Origin of the sequence: Paenibacillus sp. FSL L8-0470 (genome assembly GCF_038008625.1) — a bacterium.
GTDB lineage: Bacteria > Bacillota > Bacilli > Paenibacillales > Paenibacillaceae > Paenibacillus_AQ.
The window spans coordinates 1,457,133-1,472,095 of sequence record NZ_JBBOZM010000001.1; the positions used below are offsets into that span (position 1 = coordinate 1,457,133).

The 14,963-nt window shown below is 48.8% G+C and carries 17 protein-coding genes; 11 read left to right on the forward strand and 6 right to left on the reverse strand.

Features of this window, described 5'->3' with window-relative positions; genetic code table 11:
• Window positions 1-69: 69 nt before the first annotated feature.
• Complete coding sequence (locus NST99_RS06770; RefSeq protein ID WP_341090557.1) at window positions 70-675, reverse strand: tRNA (mnm(5)s(2)U34)-methyltransferase; 606 nt, start codon at window positions 673-675, stop codon at window positions 70-72.
• Window positions 675-1,628 carry a TIGR01212 family radical SAM protein gene (locus tag NST99_RS06775; RefSeq protein WP_341090559.1) on the reverse strand — a complete coding sequence of 318 codons (954 nt, stop codon included), beginning with the start codon at window positions 1,626-1,628 and terminating at the stop codon, window positions 675-677. Before NST99_RS06775 ends, NST99_RS06770 begins: the two co-directional genes overlap by 1 nt.
• 353 nt (window positions 1,629-1,981) lie before the next feature.
• Here NST99_RS06775 and NST99_RS06780 point away from each other — a divergent pair, with 353 nt between their 5' ends.
• Both NST99_RS06780 and trmB read left to right on the forward strand, forming a co-directional pair.
• Window positions 1,982-2,164, forward strand: a complete 183-nt coding sequence (locus NST99_RS06780; RefSeq protein ID WP_038587245.1) for a hypothetical protein — start codon at window positions 1,982-1,984, stop codon at window positions 2,162-2,164.
• 230 nt (window positions 2,165-2,394) lie between these two features.
• Window positions 2,395-3,111, forward strand: coding sequence for a tRNA (guanosine(46)-N7)-methyltransferase TrmB (gene trmB / locus NST99_RS06785; protein WP_341090561.1), 717 nt, complete (start codon window positions 2,395-2,397; stop codon window positions 3,109-3,111).
• A gap of 111 nt (window positions 3,112-3,222) precedes the next feature.
• Here trmB and NST99_RS06790 read toward each other — a convergent pair whose 3' ends face one another.
• Both NST99_RS06790 and NST99_RS06795 read right to left on the reverse strand, forming a co-directional pair.
• Complete coding sequence (locus tag NST99_RS06790) at window positions 3,223-4,338, reverse strand: MGDG synthase family glycosyltransferase (protein ID WP_341090563.1); 1,116 nt, start codon at window positions 4,336-4,338, stop codon at window positions 3,223-3,225.
• Between the two features lie 56 nt (window positions 4,339-4,394).
• A complete protein-coding gene (locus NST99_RS06795) occupies window positions 4,395-4,922 on the reverse strand; it encodes a phosphatase PAP2 family protein (protein ID WP_341090565.1) in 528 nt (175 codons plus the stop codon).
• A 413-nt stretch (window positions 4,923-5,335) separates the two neighbouring features.
• Here NST99_RS06795 and NST99_RS06800 point away from each other — a divergent pair, with 413 nt between their 5' ends.
• The 4 genes from NST99_RS06800 to rplT all read left to right on the forward strand — a co-directional run bounded on the left by NST99_RS06800 (window position 5,336) and on the right by rplT (window position 8,002).
• The gene (locus tag NST99_RS06800; protein ID WP_341090569.1) at window positions 5,336-6,574 is read left to right on the forward strand and encodes a glycosyltransferase family 2 protein; all 1,239 of its coding nucleotides are present in this window, start codon (window positions 5,336-5,338) and stop codon (window positions 6,572-6,574) included.
• Window positions 6,575-6,855: 281 nt separating this feature from the next.
• Entirely contained in the window at window positions 6,856-7,353 is a 498-nt protein-coding gene (gene infC, locus NST99_RS06805; protein ID WP_038587254.1) for a translation initiation factor IF-3, read from the forward strand.
• A 56-nt stretch (window positions 7,354-7,409) separates the two neighbouring features.
• Complete coding sequence (gene rpmI / locus NST99_RS06810) at window positions 7,410-7,610, forward strand: 50S ribosomal protein L35 (protein WP_036696104.1); 201 nt, start codon at window positions 7,410-7,412, stop codon at window positions 7,608-7,610.
• Window positions 7,611-7,642: 32 nt separating this feature from the next.
• A complete protein-coding gene (gene rplT, locus NST99_RS06815) occupies window positions 7,643-8,002 on the forward strand; it encodes a 50S ribosomal protein L20 (RefSeq protein WP_038587257.1) in 360 nt (119 codons plus the stop codon).
• A 117-nt stretch (window positions 8,003-8,119) separates the two neighbouring features.
• Here rplT and NST99_RS06820 read toward each other — a convergent pair whose 3' ends face one another.
• On the reverse strand, window positions 8,120-8,662 hold the full coding sequence (locus NST99_RS06820) for an acyl-CoA thioesterase (RefSeq protein WP_341090574.1): 543 nt from the start codon (window positions 8,660-8,662) through the stop codon (window positions 8,120-8,122).
• A gap of 309 nt (window positions 8,663-8,971) precedes the next feature.
• Between NST99_RS06820 and NST99_RS06825 the strand changes: the two genes are divergently transcribed.
• From NST99_RS06825 to NST99_RS06845, 5 genes are all read left to right on the forward strand, one after another.
• Window positions 8,972-9,973, forward strand: a complete 1,002-nt coding sequence (locus tag NST99_RS06825) for a BMP family lipoprotein (RefSeq protein WP_341090577.1) — start codon at window positions 8,972-8,974, stop codon at window positions 9,971-9,973.
• Window positions 9,974-10,145: 172 nt separating this feature from the next.
• Window positions 10,146-11,684, forward strand: coding sequence for an ABC transporter ATP-binding protein (locus NST99_RS06830; protein WP_341090579.1), 1,539 nt, complete (start codon window positions 10,146-10,148; stop codon window positions 11,682-11,684).
• Window positions 11,677-12,750, forward strand: coding sequence for an ABC transporter permease (locus NST99_RS06835; protein ID WP_341090581.1), 1,074 nt, complete (start codon window positions 11,677-11,679; stop codon window positions 12,748-12,750). Before NST99_RS06830 ends, NST99_RS06835 begins: the two co-directional genes overlap by 8 nt.
• Window positions 12,751-13,707: an ABC transporter permease gene (locus tag NST99_RS06840; protein ID WP_341090583.1), complete on the forward strand. Its 957-nt coding sequence runs from the start codon at window positions 12,751-12,753 to the stop codon at window positions 13,705-13,707. It begins immediately after the preceding gene.
• A gap of 359 nt (window positions 13,708-14,066) precedes the next feature.
• On the forward strand, window positions 14,067-14,417 hold the full coding sequence (locus NST99_RS06845) for a hypothetical protein (RefSeq protein ID WP_341090585.1): 351 nt from the start codon (window positions 14,067-14,069) through the stop codon (window positions 14,415-14,417).
• Window positions 14,418-14,437: 20 nt separating this feature from the next.
• Here NST99_RS06845 and NST99_RS06850 read toward each other — a convergent pair whose 3' ends face one another.
• Complete coding sequence (locus NST99_RS06850; protein WP_038587271.1) at window positions 14,438-14,884, reverse strand: GNAT family N-acetyltransferase; 447 nt, start codon at window positions 14,882-14,884, stop codon at window positions 14,438-14,440.
• Window positions 14,885-14,963: the final 79 nt, after the last annotated feature.

Here is a 14,963-nt window from a genome sequence, read left to right on the forward strand (position 1 = left end):
TGCTTCTGTTACTTGAGCGAGTGAATTTCGTGACCTGAATGCCAAAATACCGATATTGCTCATTGCTATTTAGGCTTCAGTTCCCTTTTTCTTCTCTACGGCTACTACGTAGGGAGCGGAAGACCGCTGCAGCTGGCGGTACACAATGCTCTGCGCCTCCTGCTGGGCAAGCCCTGCCGCCCATGACTCTACGGCGGAGGCTTCGCGGTCTCCGCCGTCATGGCCCGGGTAGAGCACCGCCGTGACGATGCCGCCCGGGCGCAGCAGCGAGAGCGCGGCCTCCAAGGCGGCCAGCGTGCTCTCCGGCTCGGTGATGATGGTCTTGTCGGCATCGCCGGAAGGCAGGTAGCCGAGGTTGAACATCACCGCCGACACCGTTCCGCGCCACTCCGGCGGAACGGCATCTGCCATCGCTGCATGGCTGCGCTCCAGCAGCGTCACGGGAGAAAGCGCTGACGGCGCTTCCTCCCGGGCCAGCCGCAGGCGCTCTTCCGCAAGCTTCAGCGCCGCAGGCTGAATGTCGAAGCCGTACACCCCGCCTCGCGGCCCGGCCGCTTTGGCGAGGAACAGCGTATCGGCACCGGTGCCCACGGTGGCGTCAATGGCTCTGCCGCCGGACATTAGGCGCTCGGCGGTTAATTTATGAGCAAAGCTAAGGACAGACATAAAGCCCATTAGCTCTTCCTCCAGTACTTACCCTGCCAGGTGTCGCGTGCAACCAGCTCATCATCAATGGCGTTCAGCACTTCCCATTTCTTAAGGCTCCACATAGGCCCGATCAGCAGATCGCGCGGGGCATCCCCAGTCAGACGATGAACAATCATCTCCGGCGGCAGGATTTCCAGCGAGTCGGCGATCAGCTTGACATATTCGTCCTGCTCCAAAAAGCGCAGCAGACCAGCCTCATATTGCTTGACCATCGGCGTTTTGCGCATGAGATGCAGCAGATGGATTTTGATGCCCTGAACACCCATGCGTGCAACAGCCGAAACAGTTTCCAGCATCATTTCATGAGTTTCCAGCGGAAGCCCGTGAATAATATGGGTACAGACGCGGATGCCGTGACGGCGCAGCTTCTCGACAGCCTCGATATAACACTTGGTATCATGGGCGCGGTTGATCAGTTCGGAAGTGGAATCATGAATGGTCTGCAGACCCATCTCCACCCACAGGTACGTACGCTGGTTCAGCTCGGCGAGATATTCGACGACATCATCCGGCAGGCAATCCGGACGTGTGGCGATGGCAAGGCCGACCACACCCGGCTGCTGCAGAATCACTTCATAATATTCCCTCAGCTCCTCGACCGGAGCGTACGTATTGGTGTAGGCCTGGAAATAACCGATATACTTTGCATTCGGCCACTTCAGATGCTGTCTGTCGCGCACATTGTTGAACTGGGTAACCAGATCGTCGCGGCGGCTTCCGGCGAAATCGCCTGATCCTCTGGCGCTGCAGAAGGTACAGCCTCCTTTGGCGATAGAGCCGTCACGGTTAGGGCAGGTAAAACCGGCGTCGAGCATTACTTTGAATACTTTGGTATCCATCTGTTCGCGCATTTCGTAGTTCCAGGTATGAAATCGTTTATCTCCCCACAGCAGTGGAGAAGAGGTCTCTAGAAGACTCAACAGGTGCAGCTCCTCTCTTAAATATAAGAACGTTTATTTTTAGGGCTGGATGACTGCTTTCCCCCTGAAGTTATCCTTATATTGTCGCTAAAATGACGGTGTTCCGGAAAGGCCACGTAGAGCCATTTTATTTTAACCTATTCATTGTAACAAAAAACAGCGCCCAGCGTAACATTGTCGCTTGCGGAATCTGTGAAAAAAAGGCTAAAAATAAAGGGTTTTCACTTGTTAATGCTTACACATTATGTTATATTTAAATTGTAAAAAACCTGATACAGCAAGCATAATCTTCATTTATTGAATTCATAATTTCGTGTCGTCCGATCCATAATAAAACCCAAGAGGTGATCACGATGAATTCTCAAACATCATATGCCGAAGGCAAAGGCTCCATTGATGTGCAATTGACTCCTGATGAAGCGCTTGCGCTTACAGGTGTGGAGTTTAATGGCAACCATAAGATTAAGACAGAAGCGCAGCGCAAGATCAGAAATGCGTTCGAGAAGAAATTTGATTTTAATACACCGGCAAGGTAGACTATGAACTGTTGAACTAGTGGACCCCAATTCCAAATACAACATAAAGGGAATTCTCCGGCGGATTTTTTTTCCCCCGTCGGAGAATTCCCTTTTCCTTTTGGCAAATATATGTAGAAAAAGACGGAATCAGCATCTCTTCACTGAAATCCCTTTACTTTTGCAGATAAGTTCGGCACAATATTGCAAGTGATAGTTATAGTAATAAGTGAATAAGCGGAGGAATACCTATGCGTTTACGCGGAAGAAAAGGAATACGTGAAAGCCTGGAGGAACAGACCGATCTGGTAATCCTCGATCCACGCAGCCTCAAGGGGCGGTGGTCTGAATTGTTCGGCAACGATCATCCGATTCATGTGGAATTCGGAATGGGTAAAGGACAGTTCATTAGTCAAATGAGCTTCAAATATCCCGATATTAATTTTATCGGCGTTGATATGTACGATGAATTGATCCGGCGCGCGGCTGAGAAAGCCCGTTTGGTGTGGGAGCCGGCAGGACATGAGACGCCTCCTAACCTTAGAGTGGCACTCGCCAATATTAACTACGCTGAGGAAGTGTTTGCTCCAGGAGAGCTGGAGCGTATCTATCTGAACTTCAGCGATCCCTGGCCGAAGAGCAAGCATGCCCGCCGCCGCCTGACGCATCCGCGTTTTCTTGACAAATACCGCGGGTTACTCAGTCCGTTGGGGGAAATTCATCTGAAGACGGATTCCCGGAGCCTGTTTGAGTTCTCCCTTAATGCGTTTGCCGACTATGGCCTGCAAATGAAGAATATCTCTCTGGACCTGCATGCGGACGGCGTCATTAATGAGGAGCATGTCATGACGGAATATGAGACCAAATTTTACGGCCGTGGCGTCAATATCCATCGCTGCGAAGCGATTGTCGGGGCAGAGGCGCTGGAGCGGTATCAGGCCACCCGTCTGGACAAATACCGGCTGTAGATCAGTTATTGCCGATTTATGTCTCTACCAGAACAGAAGCATACAAAAATGGCAGTCCAAGGTGAAACTCCCGGACTGCCATTTATATATGTCCCCTTGTTCTTGCGGGCGTTATTCGAGCATATCAATAATGCTTTGGGCGCTTTGCAGCGGATGAAACCTGGCGATCTCCTCCAGATGGCTTTTTCGTTTGGCCTGCACGTCCTCATAATTGTAGAGCAGCCGCTCCATCCATTTGTCAACTACATCCAGCGATGAAATCGGTTCTCCAAGACCTGCAGCCGTGAAGTAGCGGCAGTTCTCCTCTTCCTGACCTGGCAGGGGGTGATGAAAGAGCATGGGGATACCCTTGGCCAGACCTTCGCTGCAGGTCATTCCACCCGGCTTGGTAACGAGCAGATCGGATACCTCCATCAGCTTGTCAATCTCGCGGGTAAACCCGATCAGGGAGATATTGGGATGAATGTACCGGTGGTCCTCATTCATCTCACTCAGCAGTTTATCATTTGTGCCGAGACAATAGACGATCTGGACTTTCTCCCGCCAGCTCGCCAGCGCTTCGTTCACGACCTCATCGTTCATCATACCCCAGCCCCCGCCCATAACCATAACCGTCGGCAAGTCCTGCAGGCCGAACTGTTCCAGAATTTCCGCTCTTCCGGGATGTTCCCAGAAGCTGGGATGAACCGGCATGCCGGTAACCTGGATTTTGGCAGCGGATACGTTTCGCCGGCGCAGCTTGGCTTTGACCTCCGGGGTGGATACCAGATACCGGTCTACCTCAGGGCTGATCCAGGTGGCGTGGGCATCATAATCCGTGATCACGGTAACGAGCGGTGCTTTGAATGCCGGATCCAGCCGTTTCAGACGGGACACTACAGCGCTGGGTATAAAGTGGGTGCAGACTATAATATCAGGCCTCAGCTGCTTTACAATATTTTGCGTATGTGTATAAAATAAGCGGTGCAAGGCAAGCGTGGTAAGACGATTAAATGATTTCTGGTGACGGTACACGTACCCCATCAAGCGGGGCTGGGTCGTCACTGTTTTGCGGTATGCCGATACAACAAGAGGCGCCAGCTTTGGATTCAGGAAATTCCCTAGCTCCAGCACCTTTGTTTGCACTTGGGGCGATAACTTGCGCAGGCTGCTCGACAGCGCGTAAGCTGCCTGCGTATGTCCTGCGCCAAAACCTTCCGACAGCAATAAAACTCTTTTTTTGCGCAATGTTGGATTCACCTGTTCCCGGATGGATTTCGCCGTTAAGGCTTATGATGCAGGCTTCAGATCCATAAAACAACGGTGCCTGCCGCAACGCCAGCGCCGATAACCGCTCCTGCAAGAACGTCAGAAGGGTAATGCAGTCCCAAATAAATTCGGGAGAAACCGACAATAGCGGCCAGTGGCAGCAGGAAAACGGTCAAGGCAGGGTAAGCCGCCATATAAGGTACCGTTGAGGCGAAGATAGCTGTAGTATGACCTGATGGAAAAGAATGATCTTTAAGCGGATTATGAAACGTATTCGTTCCCGGCAGCGCCAGATAAGGGCGCATGCGCGGGTATAACTTTTTAGCAACAGCGACGGGCAGATGGCTGACAGCCAGAGCCGTGAGAGCCTGGAGTCCCGTTGTTCTCAAAGGCTGGGGTGAGAGCGCCCAGATTAGCACATTGATACCGATGGCGCTTGTTGCTCCGCCCAGATGGGTAAGATAGAAAAGCCAAAAGTTCAAAAAGGGGTTGTGCAATCGTCCGTTGATCCACTTGAAAATTTGCCGTTCCCAGAGATGTAGTTTCATGAATAAATGTTTCATACTTTGTCCCTCCGATAGTCCGGCTGAGGATAATAAACGCAGCAGCAGCCACTCGATCCAAGACCTAAAAGCTGTCTATATCATACGTTTTTAAAGCAGTCCATTTCAAGAAAAAGCTCGGTTAAGGTCGGAAAATGCCAGTTTTGACTTAACAACCCCTTACACCTTACAATGATTCAAGTAGGCTAAACATGTTTATAAGGTTACAGAGAATCGGGGAGTCCGCCATTTGGGATCTCTATAACATCTTTATAAACGGGATATATATAAATTGAAGCCTACTCCACAAAAAGGGGAAACTCTTGGTCTACTGTAAGGAATGCAACAAAAGGGTCAGAAAGAACGTTTAATAAGACAGAGAGAGAGAAAAAGAAAAAGCATACCAAGAGTGAAAAAGGGGGCATCAAAAGATCATGACAGACGCATTGTTTGTTACGCTCCAAGTGATCTTGGCGGCAATCGCAGTCTATCAGTTCACATTATCGTTGTTTGGACTGCGCAAGAAAAAGAATAAGGTACAGTTCGGGCCGGAAAAATCATTTGCTGTATTGGTTGCAGCGCACAACGAGGAAGAAGTCGTCGGCGCATTGATGGAGAATTTGAAACAGCTTAATTATCCCCAAGAGTTGTACGATGTATTTGTCATCTGCGACAATTGTACAGACGGCACCGCAAGAATTGTGCGTGAGCACGGAATGAATGCCTGTGTCCGCACCAATACCAACCTTCGGGGCAAGGGCTACGCAATCGAGTGGATGCTCAAGGAACTATGGGCGATGCCGAGACAGTATGATGCAGTTGTCATGTTCGACGCCGACAACCTTGCACATACCGAATTCCTCACAGAGATGAATAATGATCTCTGCGCAGGCGGGCGTGTAATTCAAGGTTATATTGATACGAAGAATCCGGAGGATTCATGGATTACTGCTGCATACGGCGTATCTTACTGGTACATCAACCGCTTGTGGCAGCTGTCGCGCCATAATTTGAACATGGCCAACTTCCTGGGCGGAACCGGTATGTGCTTCGAAACCAATCTGCTTAAAGAGATGGGCTGGGGAGCAACAAGCCTTGTTGAGGATTTGGAGTTTACGATGCGGAGCGCATCCAAAGGCGTATTTCCAAAGTTCAACTATGATGCCAAGGTATTTGATGAGAAGCCGCTTACGTTCAAAGCATCCTCCAGACAGCGGCTGCGCTGGATGCAGGGACACTTTACAGTGGCCCGCCGCTACTTCTTCCCTTTGTTGTGGCAAGCCATTAAAGAACGCAGCCTGACGAAGCTGGATCTCGCGCTGTATGGGGTGAATGTCTACATCGTGCTGCTGACGTTCCTGATGACTGCTGTAATGTGGGTAGACACTTCGCTGCTTAATGGTCCGCATATTGCCAATATTTACGGTTATTTGCCGCTCTGGCTCAGCTTCTTTGCAGTCGGCGCCAATGTTGTCACCTTCCTGCTGGCCATGGCGCTGGAGAAGGTCAAGTTCAAAAAAGTGTATCTTTACCTGCTGGTCTTTCCAGTGTATCTGCTTTCCTGGTATCCAATTACGTTCTATGCCTTCTTCACGCAGAACAACAAACAATGGAGCCATACCAAGCACACGCGTGTCGTGCGGCTTGAGGAAGTTCAGAGCAAGCAAGGATAAGCCCGGATTTTCACAAAAGAACATGTTGACACTCCTTGCGGAGTATTGTATAGTATTCAAGTGTGCAAAACATAGGGATTGCAAGCAGAAGCACCGGCTTCTCACCTGACTGGCAAATACGCCAGCTGGTTTTGATCTCAATGCTTTATGAATGGTTATAATTCATGAACGTTGATCAAACGGGGTGTCGGGGAGTTACCGGCATCCCTTTTTTATGGAGAACCGTAAATAAAATAATTGTAAAGTAGATCCGGAGGTGGAGTATTATCAGTAAGGAACATATGATCAATGATGAAATTCGGGCCAAAGAGGTTCGGTTGGTTGGAGCGGAAGGCGAGCAAATCGGAATTAAGCCGATCCGCGAAGCGTTGCAAATGGCGATTGATCTTAATCTTGATTTAGTCAACGTAGCACCGCAGGCGAAACCGCCGGTATGCCGCATCATGGATTACGGCAAGTTCCGTTATGAAACACAGAAGAAAGAGAAGGAAGCACGCAAGAACCAGAAGATCGTGGATCTTAAAGAAGTCTGGTTCCGTGCCAACATTGAGGAACATGATTACCAAACCAAGTTCCGCAATGTGATTAAGTTCCTGGGCGAAGGCGATAAAGTGAAATGCTCCGTTCGTTTCCGCGGACGTGAGATTACCCACGCTAGCATCGGCCAGAAGATCCTGGAACGTGTTAAGACCGAAGTGGAAGATATCTCTGTTGTTGAGCGCCAGCCTAAGCTGGAAGGCCGCAGCATGATTATGATTCTGGCTCCTAAAGCCCAATAATTTGGAGTCACTTGCACAGCAATTTGGCGCCGCATAATATTCAAGGAGGAAACACCATGCCTAAAATGAAAACACATAGCAGCCTGAAAGGCCGCTTCAAAATTACCGGAACTGGTAAAGTACTGCGTTACAAAGCTCACAAGAATCACTTGCTGTCCCACAAATCGAAACGCGCTAAACGCGTATTGAACGGCAATCCAGTAATGGCCCCTGGGGATGTAAGACGTTTGAAACAAGGACTCGCTAACTTGAAATAGTTTTATCACACATTTTTGGGAGGTTTATTAATATGGCAAGAGTTAAAGGCGGATTTGTAGTTCGTCGTAGACATAAAAAAGTGTTGAAATTGGCAAAGGGTTATTTCGGTTCCAAGCACCGCATTTTCAAAACAGCTAACGAGCAAGTAATGAAATCGATGGTTTACGCATACCGTGACCGTCGTCAAACTAAACGTAACTTCCGCAGACTGTGGATCGTTCGTATCAACGCAGCAGCTCGTTTGAACGGCCTGTCCTACAGCAAGCTTGTATTCGGCCTTAAATTGGCTGGCGTAGAAGTGAACCGTAAAATGCTGGCTGACCTGGCAGTAAACGATCTTAACGCATTCAACTCCCTGGCTGTTGTAGCCAAAGAGAAGATCAACGCGTAAGAGGAATAAATAAACCGAAAAGCACCACCTGCGGGTGGTGCTTTTTTTGCGCGGCGACATTCAGAGAAGCCCCCTGCCGGCTAGATTCTGTAAGGGAGGGGGCTTGCAGTTGGGATTTTATTCCCAGTACTTGGTGGTGCTCAATTGTGAAGCCAGCTTTTTGCTATTGGTTCGTCTTAGTTTGCGCAGCTCTGAACGTTCATTGGCAGATTCGCTGATCAGCTTCTCTTCATCGGTCTCGGGGATAATAGCCGGAACTGGAGCAGGTGTGCCATCCTCATGCACCGCTACAAAGGTTAGGAATGACGTAGCGGCGACAACACGCTCGCCTGTGTATAGGTTCTCCGAGATAATCTTCACAAAGACCTCGATACTTGTGCGTCCTGTCCAGGAGACGAAGGATTCGAAGCACACGGAGTCCGTAGGTCTGATTGGCAGAAGGAAGTCAACGGAGTCAGCAGAGGCGGTTACCACATTCGTGCGGCAATGGCGCATAGCCGAGATGGAGGCAACCTCATCAATGGTGCTCATCAGCTTGCCGCCAAACAGGGTTTTGTGGTTGTTGACATCATTCGGGAAGACACGGCCGGTTTTGAACACGCGGGATTCACGGCTGTATTTAAAGGCGGGCGCGTCTTGTGGGGTGTTTTGATCATCCATATTTTTCAGTACTCCCTTTTCATGCAAGATATAAACAATCATGATAATAGAAAATGCATTTGTGTGCAATAATATTTATAAGGTTATAGGAATATGTTTAACTATTTCGAGCTTTTCTAACATCGAATAGACATAAATATAACATTTTGTGTTAGGGTAAGCGTTTTCTTGGTGAAAAATGCAAATTATTATTGACCTGAGGTCATTTATAGACTGGATTTTAGGTTTTTTTACAGTTATAATTTGAGCTAATGGTATGTCCAAGCAGAACACAGAAGACATCCAATTTCTTAAGGGGGATCACATTCGATGAAAAAGGTTTTCAAATTGTCGCTCGTTATGTTGATGGCAACCAGTGTCATTTTGGCAGGTTGCGGTAACAAAAAGGACGGCGCATCCGACGTTAAGGTAGGGCTGGTTACAGACGTAGGCGGGGTAAACGATAAATCGTTTAATCAATCTGCCTGGGAAGCCCTGGAAGCTCTTAATAAAGAATCCGGTGTGGAAATTAAATATCTGCAAAGTAAAGCCAACGCAGACTATGTACCAAACCTTAACCAATTCGTAAAGGGCGGCTACGATCTGACTTGGGGGATCGGCTTTGACCTTGGGGACGCTTTGCTGGAAGTAGCTAAAGCCAATCCGGATGCCAAACTGGCAATCATCGATAGCGTTGTAGACGCTCCAAATGTTGAGTCCGTTACTTTCTCTGAGAATGAAGGATCCTTCCTGGTGGGTGTTGTTGCCGGTTTGACAACTAAAACTAACAAAGTGGCCTTCATAGGCGGTATGGACAGCCCGGTTATCAAACGTTTTGAAGTTGGCTTCAAGGCCGGCGTAGAAGCAGTTAACCCTGAAGCAACAGTAACCAATACTTATGCAGGCGCTTATGACAAGCCTGATACAGGTAAATCCCTGGCTGCTACCCTGTATGATGCCGGTAATGACATCATCTTCCCTGCTGCCGGCGCAACTGGCAACGGCGTGTTCAATGAAGCTAAATCCCGCAATGATGCAGGCGGCGATAAAGTATGGGTAATCGGCGTAGATAAAGACCAATCCATAGAATTTGGCGACGATGTAACTTTGACTTCCATGATCAAACGTGTTGACGAAGCGGTTAAGAAAGTTTCCCAACAAGTGGTTGACGGAACATTCAAAGGCGGCACTACAACCGTACTGGGTCTGAAAGACAACGGCGTAGGCCTTCCTGAAACATCGAAAGCCAATGTATCCGAAGAAATTCTGGCTAAAGTTGAGGATTTCAAAAAACAAATCATCGATGGCAAAATCACTGTTCCATCTGAGTAATCGTTGAGATCGTGCTTGCAGCTTTACCATAAAGTATAAGGAACAAGGCCGGTTCTAAAGCTGGCCTTGTTCCCTGTTAAAAGTTATACGTGAACACAGCAGTGCCGCCTCGCAAGGGGCGGTACAGCCGTGTCTGTATGTCTATTATATATTCTGTGATGAGGGTGATTCCATGAGTGCTGCGGCTCCTGTCGTAGAGTTGAAGCAAATCACAAAACGCTTTCCCGGTATTGTAGCGAACGACTCTATAAGTCTGACGCTGGAAAAAGGGGAGATCCATGCGCTGCTCGGTGAGAACGGTGCAGGTAAGTCCACCTTGATGAATATCGTATTCGGACTATACCAGCCCGATGAAGGCAGCATCGAAATCGACGGGAAACCGGTTATTATCGATAGCCCTAATAAAGCTATTGAGCTTGGCATTGGTATGGTCCACCAACATTTCAAGCTTGTAGAGCCTTTTACGGTCACTGAGAACATTGTTCTGGGCATGGAACCGAAAAAAGGACTTAAAATCGACTATAAATCCGCTTCGGAGCAGGTTCGCAAACTATCGGATCAATATGGCCTGCAGGTCAATCCAAATGCCAAAATTCATGACATTTCGGTCGGCATGCAGCAACGGGTAGAGATTATGAAAACCCTGTATCGCGGAGCGGATATACTTATATTCGACGAGCCTACCGCTGTATTGACGCCGCAGGAGATTACTGAGCTTATGGCGATCATGAAGCGGCTCGTTGCAGAAGGCAAATCCATTATTCTAATTACACATAAGCTTAAAGAAATCATGCAGATTTCCGATCGGGTTACGATCATCCGTCGTGGAAAGGTGATTGATACCGTTAAGACTGCCGGGACGAATCCGAATGAGCTAGCTGAAAAAATGGTCGGACGCGGCGTGACATTCAAAGTGGACAAGCAGGCTCCGCATGTGGGATCCAGCGTCCTTAAGCTGTCCAATGTCAGCAGCAAGAGCAAGGAAGGCGTATCTGTGCTGAATGGCCTCAGCTTTGAAGTGAAGGCTGGTGAAATCCTTGGGATTGCAGGCGTTGACGGCAACGGACAAAGTGAGCTGATCCAGGCGATCACGGGACTCCGCAAAATTGATTCCGGTTCTATTACCGTATCCGGTAAAGAAATTTCCAACCTGTCTCCACGCAAAATCTCGGAAATGAATGTATCCCATATTCCGGAAGACCGTCATAAACACGGGCTTGTGCTCGATTTCAGTGTTAGTGAAAATATGGTATTGGAAACGTACTACAAGAGTCCGTATAACCAGTCTGGCTTCCTGAAGAAAGACGTAATCAATCAGCATGCCGAGGATTTGGTCAAGCAGTTTGATGTGCGTACGCCTTCGATTGAGAACAAAGCCCGCTCTTTGTCAGGCGGTAATCAGCAAAAAGCGATTATTGCGCGGGAAATAGACAAAAATCCGACACTCCTGATTGCGGCTCAGCCGACACGTGGTCTTGATGTCGGAGCGATTGAGTTCGTGCAGAAGCAGCTGATTGCCCAGCGTGATCAGGGCAAAGCCGTGCTGCTGATTTCTTTCGAACTGGATGAGATTATGAATGTTTCCGACAGAATTGCCGTTATCTATGAAGGGCAAATCGTCGGCGAAGTATTGCCGCAGGATACGAATGACCAGGAACTGGGTCTGATGATGGCCGGCAGCTTGAAGCGGGGAGGAAAAGCGGGTGCATAGACTGAAAAAAATATTTGCGACAGACAGCTATATTGTGCCGATTGTTGCAATAATAATGGGTTTCCTGGTAGGAGCTGTCGTAATGCTGGTCGGCGGATATGACCCTATCCTCGCCTATTCATCCCTGTTCCAGCGTGTATTTGGCAGTGCTTATGATTTCGGTGAGGCAATACGTGAAATGACGCCGCTGATGTTTACCGGGCTTGCCGTAGCCTTTGCCTTCCGCTCAGGAATGTTTAACATTGGTGCGGATGGCCAAGTGCTTATCGGTATGACCGCCGCTTCAGTGGTCGGTATTAAGCTGGCCGGACTGCCGCCATTCCTGCTGGTCCCGCTTGCTGTCATTGCTGCAGGGCTCTGCGGCGGCTTGTGGGCTGGAATTGCCGGCTTCCTTAAGGCGAAACGCGGCATTAATGAAGTTATCACTACCATTATGCTGAACTGGATCGCGCTCTATCTGGCAAATTACATTGTAAATACATTTTTGCTTCTTCCAAAGCAAAGCCGTTCGGAGGATATTCCCGCTTCGCTTTCCATGAACTTCTTGAATTCTCTGTTTGATAACGCCCGTCTGCACTGGGGTACAGTAGTTGCGCTTGCTGCAGCGCTATTCTTCTACGTGTACTTATGGAAGACCAAACAAGGATATGAAATGCGTGCGGTCGGACTCAATCCGCATGCCGCAGAATATGCAGGGATGAATGTTGCACGCAATGTAGTGAAGGCGATGTTCATCAGTGGCGCTTTCGCCGGGCTGGCGGGAGCAGGTGAGGTGCTGGGCGTATTCCACTATCAATCCGTCTTCGCTGCCTCGCCGGGTTATGGATTTGACGGCATCGCCGTCGCGCTTCTTGGACTGACTCATCCGCTTGGAGTCGTACTGGCCGCTATCCTGTATGGAATACTGACGTATGGTTCGGCAGGCATGAGCTTTGGAGCAGATGTTCCACCGGAACTGATCCGTATCGTAATCGGTTCAATTATATTTTTTATTGCGGCACAAGGAATTATCCGCTGGGTGCTTAAACCGTTTTACTTCAAGCGTAAGAAAGAGAAGGTGTTATAGATGGATCTGCAGACGTTAGGACAACTGCTCAATACAACGCTTGTATTCTCCACAGCGCTCATTTTTGCCGCGCTGGGCGGCATCTTCTCTGAACGCTCCGGGGTAGTCAATATCGGTCTTGAAGGTTTGATGATGTTTGGTGCCTTTGCGGCAGCCGTGGGCGGATATTATGCCCAGGATGCCGGAATGGGGGCATGGGCTCCGTGGGTTGGTGTGATTTGCGCTATGGCTGTGGGTGTGATTGGCTCATTGATTCATGCGGTGGCCGCAATTACCTTTAAAGCCGATCAGACGATCAGCGGTACGGTAATTAACTTCCTTGCTGCCGGCAGTACGCTTTATATAGTTAAGCTGCTTTTTGAGGGCGCTGGTGAAACACCGCTGCTGGATGGCTTCAAAAAAATACCGGTGCCAGGTCTTTCGAAGATTCCGGTTATTGGCGAAGGGATTTTTAATTCCTATCCGACAACCTATTTGGCGATTGTGCTGGTTATTGTCATTTACTTTGTGTTGTTTAAGACTCCTTTTGGCCTTCGCTTACGCGCAGTTGGCGAACATCCGAGTGCTGCAGATACGCTGGGTGTCAATGTAAAGCGGATGAGATATATCGGAGTTATGCTGAGTGGCCTGCTGGCCGGTATCGGCGGAGCGACAATTACGCTGACGACTACAGGTACCTTTGGGCATAATACGATCTCCGGTCAAGGTTTTATTGCCATTGCAGCAATGATCTTCGGTAAATGGAACCCGCTTGGTGCCTTTGGAGCCGCAGTATTCTTCGGATTCTCCCAGGCTATCCGCAACTATGTGCAGTTGTTTGAATGGTCCAATAGTATCCCTCAGGAATTTATCTTTATGATTCCTTATGTATTGACGATTATAGTGCTGGTAAGTGCTGTCGGCCGCTCTTCGGCGCCAAAAGCGCTCGGTGAGCCATACGATCCCGGCAAACGTTAGACCCGCAGTTGATTTGAATAGCAGTATTAATCAAAAACGCATTTCCGGCTGTTGCCGAAAATGCGTTTTTTTGTGCAATATAAGAATTTATAGGCTTCATGCTATAAATTATCCTTCTATTTCTCGCTGAAACGGATGCCGTCCTTTTGAGGACGGCAAAGCCGTTTCCACTTTGTTTTGAGTCATATCTGCAGAGGTTGCAGTGTGGCTAAACCACAAGTTATTGCCACTCTTTCGCTGGACAGGGCATGTGTACAGGCGAACAGCAGACGCGCCGAATAAACTGTGTTGAAACTTATGCTAATGCATATGAGACAGATGTGTAAGCAGACGCTTACTAAACTTTTAGGAGGGATATTATGGCACAGCCGGTTACAAAGAAACAGGTAATGAAGCTGGTGGGCAGAAATATCGTTGCAGTGAAAAAAGATGGTTCTAAAGTGACGGGCAAGCTGCTCCGCATTTCTGGAAACCGTCTAATCCTACAGCGTGTCAGCGGTAAGAAAGTACAAACCAAAGCATTGATCCCGCTGGTACTGTTTGATTTGCTTGCCGTAGGCACAGCCCCTTATGCCGGCGGATATGGCCCTGGTTATGGGGGGTACCCGTATGGAGGCAATCCATATGGTGGATATGGTTATAACAAGTATGGAGGATATGCTCCTGGACCTTATGGCGGAGCTCCGGTACCACCAATTGGCTTTTTTTAAGAAGATTATAAGCAGCAGAGTCAATTGAACTGCTTTTCAAACTCATAACAATAGTTTTGCGCCTGATAACGGGCTACTCTGTAGCCCATTTTTTGATAAAAGGAAATACCGGCAGTATTTCCAGTATCAACAGCAACCTTGGCCCGCTGACAACCGCGAGATAATGCAAACCGCTCTGCGCGGTCCATGAGCATATTCCCCCAATGTTTGCGCCTTGCTGCAGGGGCTACGGCCAGCATATCAATATACAGCAGATCACCGTGCAGCATAAAGTGGACAAACCCCAGCGGATCGCTCTCATAGTCTGGGCAGGCTACCAGTGTAACTCCTTGCCCCAAGCGGCGGGGCAGATCTTTTCTGACCTGATTAATTACGGTTTGGGGGAGATGGGATAATGGGACGAGCTGCTTTTCAATCAGATCCAGAATGACGGTGTCGTCCTGCTTTGGTCTACGGTAACGAATCATAGAGCGCCTCCTTTCCACGCATTGTCGTACATCATATGCCCAGGGCGGTGTGGGCGTTACGGCAAACCAGAACAACAAT